The organism is Caproiciproducens galactitolivorans (genome assembly GCF_004768785.1).
Classification (GTDB): domain Bacteria; phylum Bacillota; class Clostridia; order Oscillospirales; family Acutalibacteraceae; genus Caproiciproducens; species Caproiciproducens galactitolivorans.
Genome location: NZ_SRMQ01000003.1, coordinates 54828 through 72080 on the forward strand (window position 1 = coordinate 54828; position 17253 = coordinate 72080).

The 17253-nt window shown below is 51.2% G+C and carries 16 protein-coding genes; 11 read left to right on the plus strand and 5 right to left on the minus strand.

Annotated features, from left to right (window positions below):
• The first annotated feature begins 72 nt into the window (after positions 1 to 72).
• From CAGA_RS04785 to CAGA_RS04835, 11 genes are all read left to right on the plus strand, one after another.
• The gene (locus CAGA_RS04785; protein ID WP_135658352.1) at positions 73 to 729 is read left to right on the plus strand and encodes a hypothetical protein; all 657 of its coding nucleotides are present in this window, start codon (positions 73 to 75) and stop codon (positions 727 to 729) included.
• A 20-nt stretch (positions 730 to 749) separates the two neighbouring features.
• Positions 750 to 1316: a hypothetical protein gene (locus CAGA_RS04790; RefSeq protein WP_135658354.1), complete on the plus strand. Its 567-nt coding sequence runs from the start codon at positions 750 to 752 to the stop codon at positions 1314 to 1316.
• 12 nt (positions 1317 to 1328) lie between these two features.
• Positions 1329 to 1880 (plus strand): YcxB family protein, encoded by a 552-nt coding sequence (locus tag CAGA_RS04795; RefSeq protein ID WP_135658356.1) that lies wholly within the window; start codon positions 1329 to 1331, stop codon positions 1878 to 1880.
• The gene (gene gyrA, locus CAGA_RS04800; RefSeq protein ID WP_135658358.1) at positions 1880 to 4393 is read left to right on the plus strand and encodes a DNA gyrase subunit A; all 2514 of its coding nucleotides are present in this window, start codon (positions 1880 to 1882) and stop codon (positions 4391 to 4393) included. The genes CAGA_RS04795 and gyrA overlap by 1 nt, the downstream gene beginning before the upstream one ends.
• Before the next feature lie 15 nt (positions 4394 to 4408).
• Complete coding sequence (locus CAGA_RS04805; protein ID WP_135658360.1) at positions 4409 to 5047, plus strand: lysozyme inhibitor LprI family protein; 639 nt, start codon at positions 4409 to 4411, stop codon at positions 5045 to 5047.
• 136 nt (positions 5048 to 5183) lie between these two features.
• Entirely contained in the window at positions 5184 to 5729 is a 546-nt protein-coding gene (locus CAGA_RS04810) for an NUDIX domain-containing protein (protein WP_135658362.1), read from the plus strand.
• Between the two features lie 861 nt (positions 5730 to 6590).
• Positions 6591 to 7574, plus strand: a complete 984-nt coding sequence (locus CAGA_RS04815; RefSeq protein ID WP_135658364.1) for an ABC transporter ATP-binding protein — start codon at positions 6591 to 6593, stop codon at positions 7572 to 7574.
• On the plus strand, positions 7571 to 8275 hold the full coding sequence (locus CAGA_RS04820; protein ID WP_135658366.1) for an ABC transporter permease subunit: 705 nt from the start codon (positions 7571 to 7573) through the stop codon (positions 8273 to 8275). The genes CAGA_RS04815 and CAGA_RS04820 overlap by 4 nt, the downstream gene beginning before the upstream one ends.
• Positions 8276 to 8288: 13 nt before the next feature.
• Positions 8289 to 9914 (plus strand): Gldg family protein, encoded by a 1626-nt coding sequence (locus tag CAGA_RS04825; protein ID WP_135658368.1) that lies wholly within the window; start codon positions 8289 to 8291, stop codon positions 9912 to 9914.
• Position 9915: 1 nt separating this feature from the next.
• Positions 9916 to 11373, plus strand: coding sequence for a DUF4340 domain-containing protein (locus tag CAGA_RS04830; protein WP_135658370.1), 1458 nt, complete (start codon positions 9916 to 9918; stop codon positions 11371 to 11373).
• Between the two features lie 201 nt (positions 11374 to 11574).
• Complete coding sequence (locus CAGA_RS04835) at positions 11575 to 12834, plus strand: chloride channel protein (RefSeq protein ID WP_135658372.1); 1260 nt, start codon at positions 11575 to 11577, stop codon at positions 12832 to 12834.
• A gap of 1423 nt (positions 12835 to 14257) precedes the next feature.
• On the opposite strand, the gene CAGA_RS04840 is transcribed toward CAGA_RS04835, so the two are convergent.
• Genes CAGA_RS04840 through CAGA_RS04860 form a run of 5 tightly spaced genes read right to left on the minus strand, consistent with a single transcriptional unit; the run spans position 14258 to position 17240 of the window.
• On the minus strand, positions 14258 to 15337 hold the full coding sequence (locus tag CAGA_RS04840) for a type IV pilus twitching motility protein PilT (protein WP_413814393.1): 1080 nt from the start codon (positions 15335 to 15337) through the stop codon (positions 14258 to 14260).
• A 4-nt stretch (positions 15338 to 15341) separates the two neighbouring features.
• Positions 15342 to 15974 (minus strand): hypothetical protein, encoded by a 633-nt coding sequence (locus tag CAGA_RS04845; protein WP_135658374.1) that lies wholly within the window; start codon positions 15972 to 15974, stop codon positions 15342 to 15344.
• Complete coding sequence (locus CAGA_RS04850; protein WP_135658378.1) at positions 15971 to 16423, minus strand: type IV pilus modification PilV family protein; 453 nt, start codon at positions 16421 to 16423, stop codon at positions 15971 to 15973. Before CAGA_RS04850 ends, CAGA_RS04845 begins: the two co-directional genes overlap by 4 nt.
• Before the next feature lie 13 nt (positions 16424 to 16436).
• Positions 16437 to 16901, minus strand: coding sequence for a DUF4860 domain-containing protein (locus CAGA_RS04855; RefSeq protein WP_135658380.1), 465 nt, complete (start codon positions 16899 to 16901; stop codon positions 16437 to 16439).
• Positions 16902 to 16919: 18 nt separating this feature from the next.
• A complete protein-coding gene (locus CAGA_RS04860) occupies positions 16920 to 17240 on the minus strand; it encodes a hypothetical protein (protein ID WP_135658382.1) in 321 nt (106 codons plus the stop codon).
• Positions 17241 to 17253 lie beyond the last annotated feature (13 nt).

The following is a 17253-nucleotide window of genomic DNA, read 5'->3' on the forward strand; positions in this document are numbered from 1 at the left end:
ACTATTTAACAAATTGTTAAATAGTAATTAATTATACATTTTGTATTACATAAAACCGAGAAGGAGTTATCTATGAAACAATTTTTAAAAGAACAGGATACCAATTCCAAACCTCCTGAACCCCAGGGGGAAAAGACCCCCGAGGAAGAGGACAAGGAAGATTCAATCGAGTGGGACGGCTCCGAAGCGGAGCTTGTCGCGGATGATACCGCCGAGGTATTTGAGGAACAGCATACGGGGATCAAGCTGAAATATGTGCTCACGTCCCGCGAAATTTTCCGGGCGCTTCGGAAAGTGCAGTACACCTCAAGCCGGATTGCGCTTTCCGTGGTCGCGGTGCTTCTCTGCGCCGGGACGGCGGCGATGTTTTTGGTAAAATGGAGCGCCGAGAAGGATCCCCGGTACGTGTCGCTTGCCGCCGTATGTATCCTGCTGGTTTTTTTTGTGGGTGTTTATCCGTCGCTTAGAATGAAAATCCATTCCATACGGATTGCCGATGGAAAAGAGATCCGCATGAAAATCTACCCCGACCATATTGAGATGGGGCTGTTTGATAAGAAATGGGAGATTCTCCTTGACGGAAGCTGCGAGAGCCTATATTTCGACGACATGATCGTACTTTACATACGCGACGGAAACATGGTTATTCTGCCGCTGCGCTGTGTGGAACCGGCCGTCCTGCCGGAGGTTCAGGCAATGATTCTTGCCGGGACGCAGCCGAAAGCCTGAAATTAAAGGAGTTTTCATTTATGCCGACATTTTACGGGGGTGGGCCGATTGAAACGGTATCCCAGACAATCAGCTCCGAAGATTACGCAAATGCGTATTATGCCGCTTACTGCGCCTCTTCCCCTCTGCGCAGGCGCTGGGTTCGCGCGGGTATCTTTTTGTCGGCGGCGATTGTGATCGCTTCGTGCATCCCGTGTTACCGGGCGCATTTTTCCACTTTCTGGGTTCCCTGCGGCGGAATCGTGCTGGCGCTGGCGTTTTGCTTCCTTTTTGGATTTGTTCAGCCGAACGATCTGAAAAAATGGGGCGCGCGGCTCTATCGTTCCAATGCGCTCTGGTCCATTCCGCAGCAGGTTGAAATTTACCGCGACAGCGTGGTAATTAAAAATTCCTATGAGCAGATTCTGGAATATTGGACGGACTTTTCCATGTGCATGGAAACCGGCTCCGCCTTTATCGCCGCAGGCGGACGGGAACGGGAGCTACTCATCATTAAAAAGCAGGACCTCCCGAACGAGCGGGTCGAAGCGATTTCCGCCGCGCTTTCCGGCGCGTTTGCCGCGCGCTATTTGAAAAGCGGACATTAAGGAGGGGGAAGCATGGAAAACAACCCGGTTTCAGTTAGCTTTCTACCGACAAAGTTCGATTACGCGGATTTTAAGGCCGCGCAGGCAAAAGCTGATTTTCAAAAAAGCGAGCAGCTTGTTTTACGGATTACCGGGGCGGTTCTGCTGGTTTCCGCAGTCTTGCTGCAGATTTTCTCCTTTAAAAGTGTCGTAAACAGCATCCTTTATGCCGCAATGGCCGCGGCAGGGATTCTGGTAGGATTTTTTCATAGATTAATCGCGCAGTATATGCTTCGCCGGCGCGCTCTTCGCTATTTTGACGCAAATAAAGAAAAATTTATTGCGCAGACCACCGAATTTCTAGATGAAGCGGTTATATTTCAAAACGAACGGTATACGGCCTCCATCCCGTATGACCTTTTTTACAGAGCCTATGAGGACGGCAGGGTGTTTATCCTCTATACAGGAATCAACGAAATGAGGTTTCTTCCGAAAAGGGCAATGGGCGACAGTGAGTGCGTCCGGATCCGTAACATTCTTCAGACGAAGCTTCAAGAAAAATATCAGCAGGAAGGTGCCCGCTAATGGACGAATTACAGGATAATCAAAGAATTATAAATGTAGACCTGGAAAAGGAAATGAAAAAATCGTTTCTGGATTACTCCATGTCGGTTATTGTTTCCCGCGCGCTCCCTGATGTACGCGACGGATTAAAACCGGTTCACAGAAGAATCCTTTATACGATGTATGAAAATAACCTGATGCCGGACAAGGCATATCGCAAATGCGCCGACACAGTCGGTTCTGTTCTGGGGCGCTACCATCCGCACGGTGACGCTTCGGTGTACGACGCGCTGGTGCGTCTGGCACAGGATTTTTCTATGCGCTATATGTTGGTGGACGGGCACGGAAACTTCGGTTCCGTGGACGGAGACCCCCCGGCCGCCTACCGTTATACGGAAGCCCGCATGAGTAAGGTTTCCTTGGAAATGCTTCAGGATATCGATAAGGATACCGTCGACTTTATGCCGAACTATGACGACCGCTTAAAGGAACCCACGGCTCTGCCGAGCCATTTCCCAAACCTTCTGGTTAATGGTTCCACCGGTATCGCCGTCGGCATGGCAACGAATATCCCGCCGCATAACATGTGCGAGGTCATCGACGGCATGTGCACCTTGATCGACAATCCCGACGCCACGCTCGACGAACTTATGCAGAACATAAAGGGGCCGGACTTCCCAACCGGCGCCATCATCATGGGTCGATCCGGTATCCGCGCCGCCTACGCGACGGGCCGCGGCCGCATTACCGTGCGCGCCCGCGCCGAAATTGAAGAAGAAAAGAACGGCCGCTACAATATCGTGGTTACGGAGCTTCCGTACCAGGTGAATAAAGCGCGGCTGGTCGAAAGCATCGCCGAATTGGTTAAGGAAAAGCGCATCGAGGGCATTTCCAACGTGGAGGATCACTCCGACCGCGAGGGCATGCACCTGGTGATTACCGTAAAGCGCGACGCTTCCCCGCAGATTGTTTTAAACCAGCTCTATTCCTATACCCAGATGCAGACGACGTTCGGCGCGATTATGATTGCGATTGTGAATGGCGAACCAAAACTGCTTACCTTAAAGGAAATGCTTCAGGAATACATCAAATTCCAGGAAAGCGTTGTCCGCCGCCGCACACAGTTCGACCTTCGCAAGGCCGAAGAACGCGCGCATCTGCTGGAAGGCTTGAAAATTGCGGTTGACAATATCGACGAGATTATTTCCATTATCCGCAGTTCGAAGGACAGGGCTTCGGCGCGCGCACGCATGACTGAGCGCTTCGGGCTGGACGACGCCCAGACGCAGGCGATTGTGCAGATGCCGCTCGGCGCACTGACCGGACTGGAACGCCAGAAGCTGGAGGAAGAACTTGCCGCGCTGATGGTGAAAATTGCGGATTATAAGGATATTTTAAGCAATCAGACCCGTTTGCTCGGTATTGTAAAGGACGAGGCAATCGCGGTGAAAAAGAAATTCGGCGACGAGCGCCGCACCGAAATTGCAACCGTGAGCGGCGAGGTTGATATCGAGGATCTGATCCCGCAGGAGGAATGCGTCTTAACGCTGACCAGTTTCGGCTACGTGAAGCGCCAGAAAACCGATACGTACCACATCCAGCGCAGGGGCGGCCGCGGCGTAAGCGGGATGACCCGGCGCGAAGAGGACGTGGCGTGCGATATGTTCGTAATCAACAGCCACGATTACGTGATGTTCTTTACGAACCTTGGCCGCGTTTACCGCCTGAAATGCTACGAAATTCCGGAAGGCTCGCGCACCAGTAAGGGCATGAATATTGCGAACCTGCTCCCAATTATGCAGAATGAAAGGGTCACATCCATGATCCGCGTGCCGGAGTTTGACGAGGAAAGCTACCTGTGCATGGTTACCCGCAACGGGATTATCAAGCGCACCCGTCTTTCCGCCTACAACACCGCGCGCAAGGGCGGCGTGATCGCGATTGACCTTGACGAGGGCGACGAGCTTTCGTGGGTGCGCCTTACGGACGGCGAAACCCAGCTTCTGGTTGCAACGCGCCTTGGCATGGCCATCCGCTTCGATGAACGCGACGTGCGCCCTATGGGCAGGGCGGCGCGCGGCGTAAAAGCGATTACGCTCCGCGAAAACGACTATGTTATCGGCATGAGCTCCCTGCGCGAGGGCGGGTTGGTGCTGACCGTTTCCGCGACCGGCTACGGCCGCCTGTCCCCCATCAGCGATTACCGGCTCCAGGCCAGGGGTGGCAAGGGGCTTACCAATTATCACGTTGAGAAATACGGCGAGGTTGCCGCCATCAAGGTGGTTGATCTTGACGACGACATCATCATGATTTCCTCCGACGGAATCATCATCCGCATCCAAGCGAATTCCATCCGCGAATGCGCAAGGCCCTCTAAGGGTGTGCGTGTCATGCGCTTGAACGAGGACAGCGAGGTTGTTACGCTTGCCCGTACCGCTCATGAGGAAAACGAGGAAACCGATACGCTTCCCGAAGACGAAGGCGACGCGGACGCCGGTGCTGAAACCGAAACCGAACCCGATTCGGAAGAATAAGAAAGGGTGCTGTGTATGAAAAACAGGAAAATCCTTTGCGCAGTTTTGGCGTTTGCCCTCGCCGCGTCGGTCTTTGCTGCCTGCGGCAGCAAAAAGGGCGGCGAAAGCTCGGTCCCTGCTTCCAGCTTTGCGGCCGAAAGCCTGCCCGCCGTTTCCAGCGAGGTTTCGAGCGAGTCGGCTTCCAGCGATACGGTGGTCGTAACGTCGAACGAGCCTGCGGAATCCCAGCCGGGGCCGGTGGTGGAAATCACGACCGACAATAAGGAATTCGACGAGCTTTTTAAGAAAAACCCCATCGATAAAAAATATATTCAAGAGTTGAACGACGCCATTTCCAACGTGGCAATGGTGAACCTTTCCAACAAGTACACGGGCATTTGGGAAAAAGAGGTTTCCTCTGCGTATAAAAAATTATGTAAACTTGCGAAGGGTAGCGAGCTTACCAAAATTAAGGACGAACAGACAGCGTGGGAAAACGGGAAGTCCGCCGCTCTGAAAAAAATCAGCGACGACGCGCAGGCTGCGGGCGGTTCCATGGCACAGGTGAACGCGGCAAGTGCAACCATGGATTTCTACCGCAGCCGCGCCGCGCAGCTTTACCGCGCGCTGTATTCCTACGATCCGAATTACTCCTACGCGTATAACAGTAAATAAGCAGGAGTAGAAATATCCAATTTGTATAATTATTTTTTAAAAATACAGATAGAAATATATTTGCGGTGCGAACTATTCACAAAATGTAATATTTAAAGTAAAAAAATACTATTAGTAATATTTTGGGGAATAAAATATGGAATTAAATGAAAAAACACTAAAGCGGAAAGACCTTTACGCGGGCAAAGTACTGCATTTTCATGTGGATAAGGTTGAGCTGATTAACGGAAGAACCTCTACCCGCGAATGTGTCGACCACCCGGGTGGGGTCAGCGTCGCCGTACTGACGGAGAAGAACGAAATGCTTTTTGTGCGGCAGTTCCGCTATCCGTATAAGGAGGTCGTGTTGGAAGCGCCCGCCGGGAAACTGGAAATGGGCGAGGACCCGTTGGAGGCGGTCAAGCGCGAACAGCGCGAGGAAACCGGAACCATCGGCAGGGATTATGTAAACTTAGGAAAGCTGTACCCCTCCCCCGGTTATACGAACGAGGTCATTTATTTGTACGCCTGCCGGGCGCAGGCGTTCGGGGAAACGGACTTTGACGAGGACGAATTTCTGGAGGTAGAAAAAATTCCGATGGAAAAAGCCGTGCGCATGGTAATGGACGGCGAAATCCCCGATTCCAAAACGCAGGTTCTGGTGCTGAAAGCCGCGCGGCTTTTACAGGACGGGAAGATATAAAAATGCGGCGCCCCGGCGGGGTTGATGGCCGGGGCGCTATAAGTAAGGCACCACATCTCCATGGAATGGAGATAAGTCGTACGCTGGGTCAGTTCCGGCTTTCCCCCCGGCGGGTCAGAAACGCCGGGGAAGCCGGAAGCAACTATATGGTTTCGCACACACCAAGGAATTGCAAGGAATGTGAAGAGACTTATTAAAGTCGGGCGGCGGCGGAAAATTGTCCTTGAGGCATAAGGATTCGATGGGATGGCGGAGCCCGCCGCCCGAGTGTAAGGCATAAAAAAACGCTGTATACGGCCCTCATGTCCATATACAACGCTACCTGCACAATGCGAAATTCGAAAAAACCTCTGTACAAAAATGCGAAAAGAGGTTATAATAGAATACGCAATGTGCTGATTCTATCAGTTGCGTATGGAGAGTGCTGATCTCCGTATGCAGGGGGCAGGTGTTGCCGCACCTGTTCCTGCATTGCATTTTTCTATTTTTATGCCTTACAAGCAGATTATACCCCTTTTATTCGAATATTGCAACAGAAATTTCAAATTTAAATGAAAATATGTAAATAATTTACAGGAATCGCGCCACTTTTTCGGCACGGTTCCTTTTTTGCCGTTTCCTACGGGGAATCTCCGCCGGGGAGCGCACGGTGTCGTTTGGGGGCTTGGGGCGGCGCCCCATCGTCCTTGGCTGCGGAAATCCTGTATTTCCCCAGAATACGACACTTTTTCACATAACCATCACATAGAATTTATAAAATAGCCTGTATTCCTTAAAAGAATGTTTACATTTTTAATTAGGGAAATTGATAAAATAGAAAAGTATAGCGGATGAAAATCGCCGTAAACAGGAGGGATTCGAATGATTGAGGTGAAAAACCTCTCAAAGCGCTATGGGCAGAACGTCGCTTTGGACAATATCAATTTCTCGGTGGAGAAAGGCACCGTCGTCGGATTTTTGGGGCCGAACGGGGCCGGAAAATCCACAACTATGAATATCATCACCGGGTATCTTTCCGCAAGCGCCGGTTCGATTACGGTTGGCGGGTACAACACGCTCGACAATCCGAACGAGGTGAAAAAGCTGATCGGCTACCTTCCTGAACAGCCGCCGCTTTATCCCGATATGACGGTGAAAGAATATCTGAATTTCATGTACGACCTGAAAAAGGTTGCCTTGCCGCGCAAGGAGCATTTGGAAAAGATTTGCGGGCTTACCAAAATCACCGATGTGTACGGACGGTTGATTCATAATCTGAGCAAGGGCTATAAACAGCGTGTCGGCCTGGCGCAGGCGCTTCTGGGGAATCCCCCTGTGCTGATTTTGGACGAGCCCACCGTCGGCCTTGACCCGAAGCAGATTATTGAAATCCGCAACCTGATTCATAATCTGGGGAAAAACCATACGATTATCCTCAGCTCCCATATCCTGCCGGAAATCCAAGCGGTCTGTGAGCGGATTATTATCATTAACCGGGGCAAGCTGGTTGCCGACGGTACACCCGAAAGCCTTTCGCGCAGCTTGAGCGGCGACAGCCGCATTACCGTCCGGATTGAGGGCGGCGAAAACGAGGTTTCCAAAGCGTTGCGCGGCGTGCCGGATTTTGTTTCGGTGCGGACGCTGGGCGAAAAGGAACCCGGCGTATTCGAATACAGCGTGGAAGCCTGCGAGGGCTGCGATCCGCGCCGCGCCCTGTTCCGGCTGGCGGCGGAAAACAACTGGCCCATTCTGGAAATGCACAGCGCCGGCCTTTCGCTGGAGGATGTGTTTCTGCGGCTGACCGCCGCGGCCTATATTGAAGACAACACCGGTGAAGAAGCCAGAAAGGAGAGTGAAACAGCGTGAGGGCGATTGTAAAAAGGGAATTAAAGGCCTATTTTATTTCTCCCATCGGGTACGCCTGCATAGCTATCCTGCTGGCGCTTTACGGTTATTATTTTTATCAGGTAATGATGCTCCGTTCCTCCTACTATATCCAGAGCGTCTACAGTACCATGTTTATCTGGAGTATGATGGTGATTCCAATTATCACCATGCGCAGCTTCAGTGAGGAAATTCGCAACCGCACCGACCAGGCGCTGCTTACCGCGCCAGTGGGCGTAACGTCGATTGTGGTTGGCAAATTTCTGGCGGCGGTCGCCGTCTTTGCCATAGCCTTGCTCGGTTCGTTAATTCCGGCCGTTGTAATCGGGCTGCACTCTTCCCTAAGCTGGGCGCATATCTTCGGGAATATCCTCGGCACCCTGTTGTACGGTGCGGGAATGATCGCCGTCGGCATTTACATTTCCAGCCTGACGCAGAGCCAGATCGTCGCCGCCATCTCGACCTTTGGTGTTTCCATCATTCTCATGGTGGTCAATCAGTTAAACGGTCTGGTTACAGACGAGAATGTCACCAAAGTGATCAACTGGATTTCGTTTGATACGCGCTTTCAGCCGTTTACCAAGGGAATATTGAATATTCCGAGCATTGTTTTCTTCCTGAGCGTCGCCGCGGTATTTATCTTCCTGACCGCCCGCAAGCTCGAAAGCAAAAGATGGAGCTAAGGAGGGTAGACAGATGACGAACGAAAACAAGAAGAATCCTGCTTCCCCCGTAACGGAGGAAGCTTCCCAGCCCGCAGCGGAAACGGCCGCCAAAGAAACGGCGCAGGCTGAGGAAAAATCAGGGAAAAAATCCAAGAAACCCAAAAAGGCAAAAAAGAACCGCCGTTCCTTCAAAGAGGTTGTAAAAACGGAAAAATTCCGTCGTAGCGGAATTTCCGCCGCGTTTACCGCGGGTTTTATCGTTGTGGTGATCTTGATTAATGTGATCGTCGGCCTGCTGGGCGAGCGGTATCCGTCCATGAACGTCGACCTTACAAAGAACCACACGAATACACTTTCCACACAAGCCGCGTCGATTGTGGATAAAGTGAAGACTCCAGTTACGATTTATATTATTGCAACCGAGTCGCAGACAAAAAGCGACCGGATTATCGCCGGGTACAGCCAGGTGGGCGAGCTTGCCGCCAAAATGGCGGAGCGGAACCGGAATATCAGCGTAAAGTATATTGATCTGGATACCAACCCGACTTTTGCAAGCGATTACCGGTCCGACAATATTACTGTCGGCAATGTGATCATCCGGTCGGATAAGCGTTACCGCGTGCTCACCGTTACGGATCTGTTCAATGTTTCCTATAATCCGGACGGGACCATGGGTGGCACCTCCATGGTGGACAGCGCGCTTGCTTCTGGTTTGAACTCGGTTATTTCGGAATCGGTTTCCATCGCCGCGTTCGACACCGGCCACAGCGAACAGATGGATACCACAACCTATAAAAAGCTTTTAAGCAACAACAGCTTTGAAACCAAGGATTTCAACCTGCTGACGGACGCCATTCCTACGGGTGCGCGGCTGGTGGTTCTTGGTTGCCCGACAACCGATTATACGGATTCGGAAATCCAGAAGCTGGACGCATTTTTAAGCAGCAGCTCGCTTGCGGGTGACCGTTCCCTGCTGATTACCTTCCACCCGAGCCAGACCGCCATGCCAAAGCTCTCCGCTTTCCTGAAGGAGTGGGGAATCAGCGTAACGCCGCAGACAATCGTGGTGGAAAGCGATTCGTCCAAATATTATACGAGCGACCCGAGCTTCATCCTCTCCAATTTGGAAACCACGCTGGATCTGGGCGGAAGCTCCTCGTACAACAAATACTACACCACGCCGCAGTCCAGCCCGATCAATATTCTGTATGATACAAAGGGCACAAGACAGACTTATTCCCTTTCCAAATCAAACGATACCTGCTATTTGGTGGATAACAACACCAAGGAGGGCGATAAGCCCGCCAAGGCAGCCTATCATACGGGTGTGCTGTCGCAGGATACGGTAAAAGCAGGCGGGAAAGAGTATAAGGCGAATGTTATTGCGCTGGGCAGCACAACGATGTTCAATTCCGATATCCTTGCCCCCAACACCTTCGCCAACGCAGCATATCTTGTCGACCTTTCCCGGTACGCCACCGGCACAACCAATGCAACGACCGCCATTACGGAAACGCCGGTCGATACCAATGTGCAGGATATTGATTTGAGCACCGGAACGAGTATCCTGCTCGGCTTGGGCGTGTTTACCCTCCTGATTCCGCTGACGATCGTAATAGCAGGTATCTGCGTTTACCGCAGAAGGAGGCACCTGTAATATGAATAAAAATATCCGAAACCTCGCCATCGTTGGAATCAGCGTTGTGGTTTTGGGCGGGGTTGCCGCCGCGCTTCTGATGACGCAGCCCAAGGGAGGGGACTCCTTTTCCGAGTCCTCAACTTCCACTATCGAGCTTGTTTCCAAAAACAGTTCGGACATTACTTCCATGAAAGTGGTCAACCAGAAGGGAAGCTACACTATTCTTCCGTCCGTTAAAAAGAAAACCGCTTCCTCCGGCACATCTTCCGGTGCTTCTTCCGCCGCGTCGGAGGAGATCACGTTTTACGTAAAGGAGCTGGGGAACATTCCGGCCAATACCTCCGCTGTTTCCCAGGTGGTGCAGAACGGATACAGCCTGGTTGCCACTAAGAATCTGGGCACCGTTTCCAATTTGGACGATTTCGGGCTGAAAAATCCCAAGGCGACGGTGGAAATCACCTTCAAGGACGGCAGTACCTATAATTATAAAATCGGAAATGTTACCGCAACAGACAGCAGCGCATATTACATGTGCGGGCAAAACTCCAACAATGTTTATACGGTGAGTATCGACAGCGGTCTTCTGGAGGGCAAGGAATATTTTGTAACCAAGGAAATCCTGTCTATCAATAATCCCTCCGGGGAAAATGACTTTACGAAAATCGCGTTGAGCGGCAAAAATTACGACCAGCCGCTTTTGCTTGGAAAGAGCGGTTCCGATTTGGTCCTTACTTCCCCGGTGAGCGCGAAAACGGATGCCGATAAGCTTAGTGCGATTAAAACCGCCCTGACCAGCATGACGGCGGATTCCGTGGAAGCGCTGAACCCCAATGCCGAGGTGCTCAAGCGCTATGGCCTTGATAAACCGTTGGTCGTTGCGGACTATACGGTAAACAAGCAGAGCTATCAGCTGAAAATCGGCGCAAAAAAAGACACCGGCTATTGGGTTATGCTGGAAAAGGTGCCGGTTATCTATTTTGTAAAGGATGAAAGTGTCAGCGCGCTGTTAAATGCAAGCGCGTTCAGCTTGCGTAGCAAGAACCTGGTTGCGCCGGAGGTTTCCGAGGTCAAATCGCTGACGGTTAGTGGAAACGGCGCGCAATATACATTTACGGTTGCCCGGAAAAAGGATGAAACGAAATCCACCGAAGACAAAGCCCAGTACACGTATTCGGTCACGGGGAACGACGGGAAAACGCTGGATTACAGCAAGAATTATACGAATTATTTCAAGATCGTCACCAGCTTGCAGATTCTGGAACCCGCCAACGGGAATCCAACCGGTATCCCCGCGGCGAAGCTGGAATTCGCCTATTTTAACCGGAGCGGTACGGATACCGTGGCGTTTTATAAAAGCGGTGACCGCCGCTATACTGCGGTGGTGAACGGCTCGGTTTACGGCCTTGTGACGGACGGCGATTTGCAAAAGGTTTTGGACAGCGCGAAAACGCTTCAAAACGGCGGCGCCATTTCCTAAGTCCGTCTGGTGTTTAACGCTTTTAGGTCAAATCCTGTTGAGCAGGCCCTGCTGCAGTTTTGCGCAGGGCCTGCTTTCATTTCCGCCTGTTGGGTGGGGCTTTTTTGCGTTCCCATTTTGCGCCCGAAGTGCTATAATAAAAAATAACCGCCGTTTTCCATTTGGAAAATGCCGGTTATAATACCTTTGGAGCGGAAAACAATGGGACTTGCGGCTGAAAAAATAAAACAGCAGGGAATGAGCCTGTTTAAAAATATTGGTGTTTTTCTAAAATGGATTCTTCTATCCTGTCTGACTGGAGGGGTGGTCGGCCTTGTCGGAACGGCGTTTTCTTTCTGCCTGAAATTCGTTACCGGATTCCGTACGGCGCATATGGAAATCGTTTATTTTCTGCCCCTCGCTGGGATTGCGATTGTATTCCTTTACCACGCCTGCAAAGTGACAAGCCCGCAGGGGACGAATCTGGTTCTGCTGGCGGTGCGCTCCACCCGGGAGGTTCCCCTGCGCATGACGCCGCTGATCTTCATTTCCACCTGTATTACGCATCTGTTTGGCGGTTCGGCCGGGCGCGAGGGCGCGGCGCTCCAAATCGGCGGGAGCCTTGGCTTTCAGATGGGGCGCTTGTTCGGCCTGGATGAAAAGGATCTGCATGTTATGACGATGTGCGGCATGAGCGCGGCCTTTTCCGCATTGTTCGGCACGCCCCTCACCTCCGCCGTATTCGCCATGGAGGTGATCAGCGTCGGGATTATGTATTACGCCGCGCTGGTTCCCTGCGTTACGGCTTCGCTGGTCGGGGCCGCGGTGGCGGAATCTTTCGGAGCGGCGCCGACCGCCTTTTCCGTTACAGGAATCCCTGCCCCGGAAGCCGCCGCTTTCCTGCGCGTGATATTCCTTGCCGCGCTTTGTGCGGGCGTAAGCGTTTTGTTATGCTATTCCATGAAATATATTGGGGACTTTTTCCAAAAAAAGCTGAAAAACCCGTATCTTCGTGCCGCCGCCGGCGGAGCGGCCATGGTGGTGCTGATGCTTGTTTTCGGTACGGATTATCTTGGCGCGGGCATGGAAAGTATTGAAAACGCAATGAACGGAACCGCCAAGCCGGAAGCCTTCCTGCTGAAAATACTGTTTACCGCGGTCACGCTCGGTGTGGGCTTTAAGGGCGGCGAAATTGTTCCGTCCTTTTTTGCGGGCGCAACGTTCGGCTGTGCTGCGGGCGGGCTGATCGGCCTTAGCCCGTCGTTCGGCGCTTCGGTCGGCCTGATGGCCGTATTCTGCGGCGTAACCAATTGCCCGCTTACTTCGCTGGTGCTCAGCATTGAGCTGTTCGGCGCGACGGGCGCGGTGTTCTATTTCCTCGCCGCCGCTGTCAGTTATATGCTTTCTGGCTACACCGGCCTTTACAGCCGCCAGAAAATCATGTATTCCAAGTTCCGGCCCGAGTTTATCGGGGGGCAATGAAAGTCTGGAAGATAGCCTAATAGGTTTGGCTTTGAATGGAGCTTATTTGCTTTTCCTTTTGGTATTAAACCAGCACCCTATTGCTTCAGCATAGCATGCTGGTTCGCAATAGGGTGCTGGTTTATAGAACTTTTGCAAGGGATTGAATATAAGTTGTTATATTACGGAATACAAGATGTATCCCAAGTTGCTTTTGTAGTAGAATTTTAAGAACGTATTTTAACAGTCATATTTCCAACTCCCATGTATGTATCGACCGTAACTTTTTCATTCAAAGTTATTAGGTCTGGAGTGTGAGATAGTTTTAAGTTTTTCTTACTTAATTTATACGAAAAGGGTTCAGAGCCGCCACCGTCAGGGTTTGCGTCAACACTAACAGAAGCGCTAGACGCAACTTTTTCATAAGTACTTTTCCTTCCTTTATTTAGTTGATTTCCTCAACTATTTTCTTTATAAGAAGAATACCACATAAAATTTTAATGTCAATATGTAAAATAAGAAAAGAGTGATTCTTTTATGGACTTTCCTACGTCAGCAAAATAAATATGGATATTTCTTTTTTGGTATTATTCTATTTCAGTTAGCAGTATTTATAGGCTCGAAAATTTTTCATTTTTCAGATATTTTCAAACGTTTTTTATTATTTATAAAGAAGATTTTTGCGTGTACCCGAAAATTAGTTGGGGATACCCGGAGTGCAGGGAGGACTGTTTTTGATATTGAAAAAGTTCAATGCTGTACATCCGGCCTTCGGGTAGTCTAAAAAATGTATGAGATGAAAAAGAACGTGCCGAAGTTTCGACACGTTCTTTGTTAAATATTCTCATATTACTATATAAATTCAAAATTTGTGTTGCATTATTCCAATAAAAGGGGTATAATCTGCTTGTAAGGCATAAAAATATAAAAAGTGCAATGCAGGAACAGGTGCTACCAACACCTGCCCCCTGCATACGGAGAAAAGGACTCTCCATACGCAACTGATAGAATCAGCACATTGCGTATTCTATTATAACCTCTTTTCCCATTTTTGTACAGAGGTTTTTTCGAATTTCGCATTGTGCAGGTAGCGTTGTATATGGACAAGGTCCGTGTACAGCGTTTTTTTATGCCTTGCACTCGGGCGGCGAAGTGCTTCATTTTGCGGTCCCCAACCAAACAATCTGATTTTTTCCTTCGCCGTCCGACTTTAAAAAACATCTTCACACTCCACTAATTCTCGGTGTGTGCGAAACCATATATCGCCATATCCGGCTCCCCGGCAATCCTGCCCCGCCGGGAAAAAGCCGGCACTAACCCAGCGTACGACTTATCTCCATCTCATGGAGATCTGGTGTCCTTAACTAATGGCGCCCCGGCAATTCAGCCTGCCGGGGCGCCGCATTTTTGCGGGGTTGGGGTGGTGCCCCCATTGCCCAGCTCCCTAATTTATTTTTTTCGAAAGGTTCTCCGGATTTGACGCGTAAATCAGCGCGGTTTCCTTTGTGATTTTCCCTTCGTGCAAAAGCTTCAGCAGATAAGCGTCCATGCTGATCATTCCCTCGCCCGCGCCGGAATTGATGGCGTTGTCGAGCTGATGTACCTTTGATTCGCGGATCATGTTGCGGATGGCAGGATTCACCAGCATTATTTCAAAGGCGGGAATCAAAGTGCTGTCCACCGCGGGAAGAAGCTGCTGGGAGACAACCGCCTGTAAAACCATGGAAAGCTGCACCCGGATCTGCTGTTGCTGGTTCGGCGGGAAAACGTCGATAATGCGGTCGATGGTGTTTGCCGCACCGACCGTATGCAGGGTGGAAAGCACAAGCTGCCCCGTTTCCGCTGCGGTCATCGCGGTGGAAATCGTTTCGTAATCGCGCATTTCGCCAAGCAGGATCACGTCCGGCGCCTGCCGCAGGGCGGCGCGCAGCGCGTGAACATAGCTTTGGGTGTCATGCGCCACTTCGCGCTGGCTTACGATGCTTTTGTCGTGCCGATGGAGGAACTCAATCGGATCCTCAATCGTAATGATATGGCTATTGCGCGTATGGTTGATACGGTCGATAATGCAGGCGAGCGTGGTGGATTTTCCGCTGCCCGCCGCGCCGGTGATAAGCACCAGCCCCTTTTTGCACCGGTTCAGCCCAATGACCGTATCCGGAATATGCAGGATCTTCGGGTCGGGCAGGTCGAACGCGACGACCCGGAGCACCGCGGCCATGGAGCCGCGCTGTAAATAGGCGTTGCACCGGAAGCGGCACAGACCCTCGATGGAAAAGGAGAAATCGTCGTCGCCAGACTGCAGGAACGGGTTCATATCCCGGTTGCCGCCCAGCGTATAGATTTCTTCAATGCATTTCCTGGTGTCCTCCGGTTTCAGCGGATACGCGCGCAACGCGTCCAAATCGACCGGGTGGATTACGTCGTTTGTTTTAAAGGAAAGCGGGCATCCCGATATAATGAAAATATCCGAAACATTCTCTGCGACGGCTTTTTTCAGAATTTCCCTGATGTGAATTTCCATTTAATCACTCCGTAGGCGCGGAACTGTTTCCCTGCCATAGTTCGATGGTGTCGTCGTCCAAAAGGCCGCTTTCAACCGGCTGGGAGTTCACTAGATTTTTAGAGGTCACCTTATACCGCTCGGCGCTCCCGTAGGGGAAAACCGTCAGCGTGGTCCGAATCCGGCGGCCGGATCCGGCCTGTGTGAAATATACGGCGGCAAGGCGGTCCTCCTCCGCCTTTACGGTTACGCCGTTCAGCTTGGTTAAAAGCATTTCGGCAAAGGCACGGTAGCAAACCGAGGCTTTTTCCTGTGCCGTCGCGTCCGTTTTCAAAATTGCGGCGGCGGGTTCCAGCTCGCGCCGACTGCGGTACTGGCTGTAATTCGAAAGGCGGGTAAGGTCGCCGTTTTCTGCGGCTTGCTTCGCGTCATTCGCCGCGCCGAGCAGGGCAGAGTCTATATCCCGCAACATTTCTTCCGAAAGCGCGGTTGCCTTATAATAGTTTTCCACCGTTTCCGCGTTTTTTGTGGAAAGATTATTGTCCGCGTTCGCCGTAACATAGGAAAGGATTCCGAATGTCGTCAGGCAGAGGACAACAAAGATCATGAGGATGGATGAAGCGCCCACGCTCCAGTTAAAGCACCGTTTTTGTTTCACGCCGAACCTCCTGTGCGGCGAGGGAGATATTTTTCGGAATGCAGGCTGTAAATCCTTCTTTCCCCGTTATGCCGCCGGTTTATATCAATGTCTGCCCGGACAAGAGTCCCGCCAGCGGTAACCGTTTTGTTCAAGGTCACGCCGACCACATAGCGCGGGTTGGTTTGCGTCCGGTTCCAGTTCTTGTCGTAGTCAATGGTATATTTCCCGCCCGACTGCCGGGCATTTTTCAGTGCCGGGGGCAGCTCGTTTGGGGAGGTCATGGTTAAAACCTGTTCCGCAATGTTTTCCGCATGAATCACCGCGACGCTCAGGTCGCTGCTCTGCCTTGCGCGGTTGTTCGCCGCCACAAAAAGCTGAAGGGTTGCCGTTGCGGAAATTGCGAAGAACAGGATAACGAAAATAATTTCAATAAAAAAGGGGTTCATCTGTCCCGGTATGCGTCTCATATTATCACCCGATTCAGGAAAGGAACAGGTTCAGCGAAAGATGGCGGCGGTTTTCTCCGCACACCGAAAGCTTCAGCTCGCTGCCGTCCTTTTCCATGGTAAAGGCTGTGAGCGGTGTGATTTTATCCCCGTTCCCCGGGGTAAACCCGTTGTCAGCCTTGGTATAAAGCTCCATCAAATAGCCGTTGTAAAGATAAATATAGGTATTGTATTCCCGTCCGTTTTCATTCGACCGGATGACCAGCATTTTCTGCCCGTTCAGGGTTTCAATGCGCACGTTGCCGCCGTTCGCCGCGTGCACTTTATTGGAAATATATGAGAGGGATGCGCGCGTTTCATTGTTCGAGTCCATTTCGCTCACAATCCTGCGGTAGCTGTTTGCGCCGATCAGCACCAGAAGCAGGGAGCAAACGGCAAACAGGCAAAAAATCAAAAGCACGAATACCGTATTGACGGAATGGGAACTTCTGCTGTTCATCGGTTTTTCCTCCCGTTTTTAAGAATTGCCGTCCTTTTCCAAAACTTCTACCGAAGGCATCACGTTTTCGCCCGCCGTCTCGTAATGGACAATGTATTTCGAATGGTCAATCGTTATTCCGTAATGTTCCTCAAGGTATTTGATATTCGGCGGGTAGAAGCCTTCCACCGCATAGCAGCTGACAATCCCCTTTTGAATCGCCGCCTGCGTTACCTGTAATTTTTCCCGGCTGTTCGCGCGCTGCGCGTTTCCAAATCCGAACCAGAACAGGCAGAGCACTGCGAAGAAAGCCAAAGCGGAAAGCACAATCCCGCGGTATAATCCTTTTTCCTTCATCAATTCAACACCCGCC

Bases quoted from the DNA above. Each gene is read 5' to 3' on its own strand.
- CAGA_RS04785 (WP_135658352.1), top strand. From the start codon at position 73: ATGAAACAATTTTTAAAAGAACAGGATACCAATTCCAAACCTCCTGAA.
- CAGA_RS04790 (WP_135658354.1), top strand. From the start codon at position 750: ATGCCGACATTTTACGGGGGTGGGCCGATTGAAACGGTATCCCAGACA.
- CAGA_RS04795 (WP_135658356.1), top strand. From the start codon at position 1,329: ATGGAAAACAACCCGGTTTCAGTTAGCTTTCTACCGACAAAGTTCGAT.
- gyrA (WP_135658358.1), top strand. From the start codon at position 1,880: ATGGACGAATTACAGGATAATCAAAGAATTATAAATGTAGACCTGGAA.
- CAGA_RS04805 (WP_135658360.1), top strand. From the start codon at position 4,409: ATGAAAAACAGGAAAATCCTTTGCGCAGTTTTGGCGTTTGCCCTCGCC.
- CAGA_RS04810 (WP_135658362.1), top strand. From the start codon at position 5,184: ATGGAATTAAATGAAAAAACACTAAAGCGGAAAGACCTTTACGCGGGC.
- CAGA_RS04815 (WP_135658364.1), top strand. From the start codon at position 6,591: ATGATTGAGGTGAAAAACCTCTCAAAGCGCTATGGGCAGAACGTCGCT.
- CAGA_RS04825 (WP_135658368.1), top strand. From the start codon at position 8,289: ATGACGAACGAAAACAAGAAGAATCCTGCTTCCCCCGTAACGGAGGAA.
- CAGA_RS04830 (WP_135658370.1), top strand. From the start codon at position 9,916: ATGAATAAAAATATCCGAAACCTCGCCATCGTTGGAATCAGCGTTGTG.
- CAGA_RS04835 (WP_135658372.1), top strand. From the start codon at position 11,575: ATGGGACTTGCGGCTGAAAAAATAAAACAGCAGGGAATGAGCCTGTTT.
- CAGA_RS04840 (WP_413814393.1), bottom strand. From the start codon at position 15,337: ATGGAAATTCACATCAGGGAAATTCTGAAAAAAGCCGTCGCAGAGAAT.
- CAGA_RS04850 (WP_135658378.1), bottom strand. From the start codon at position 16,423: ATGAGACGCATACCGGGACAGATGAACCCCTTTTTTATTGAAATTATT.
- CAGA_RS04855 (WP_135658380.1), bottom strand. From the start codon at position 16,901: ATGAACAGCAGAAGTTCCCATTCCGTCAATACGGTATTCGTGCTTTTG.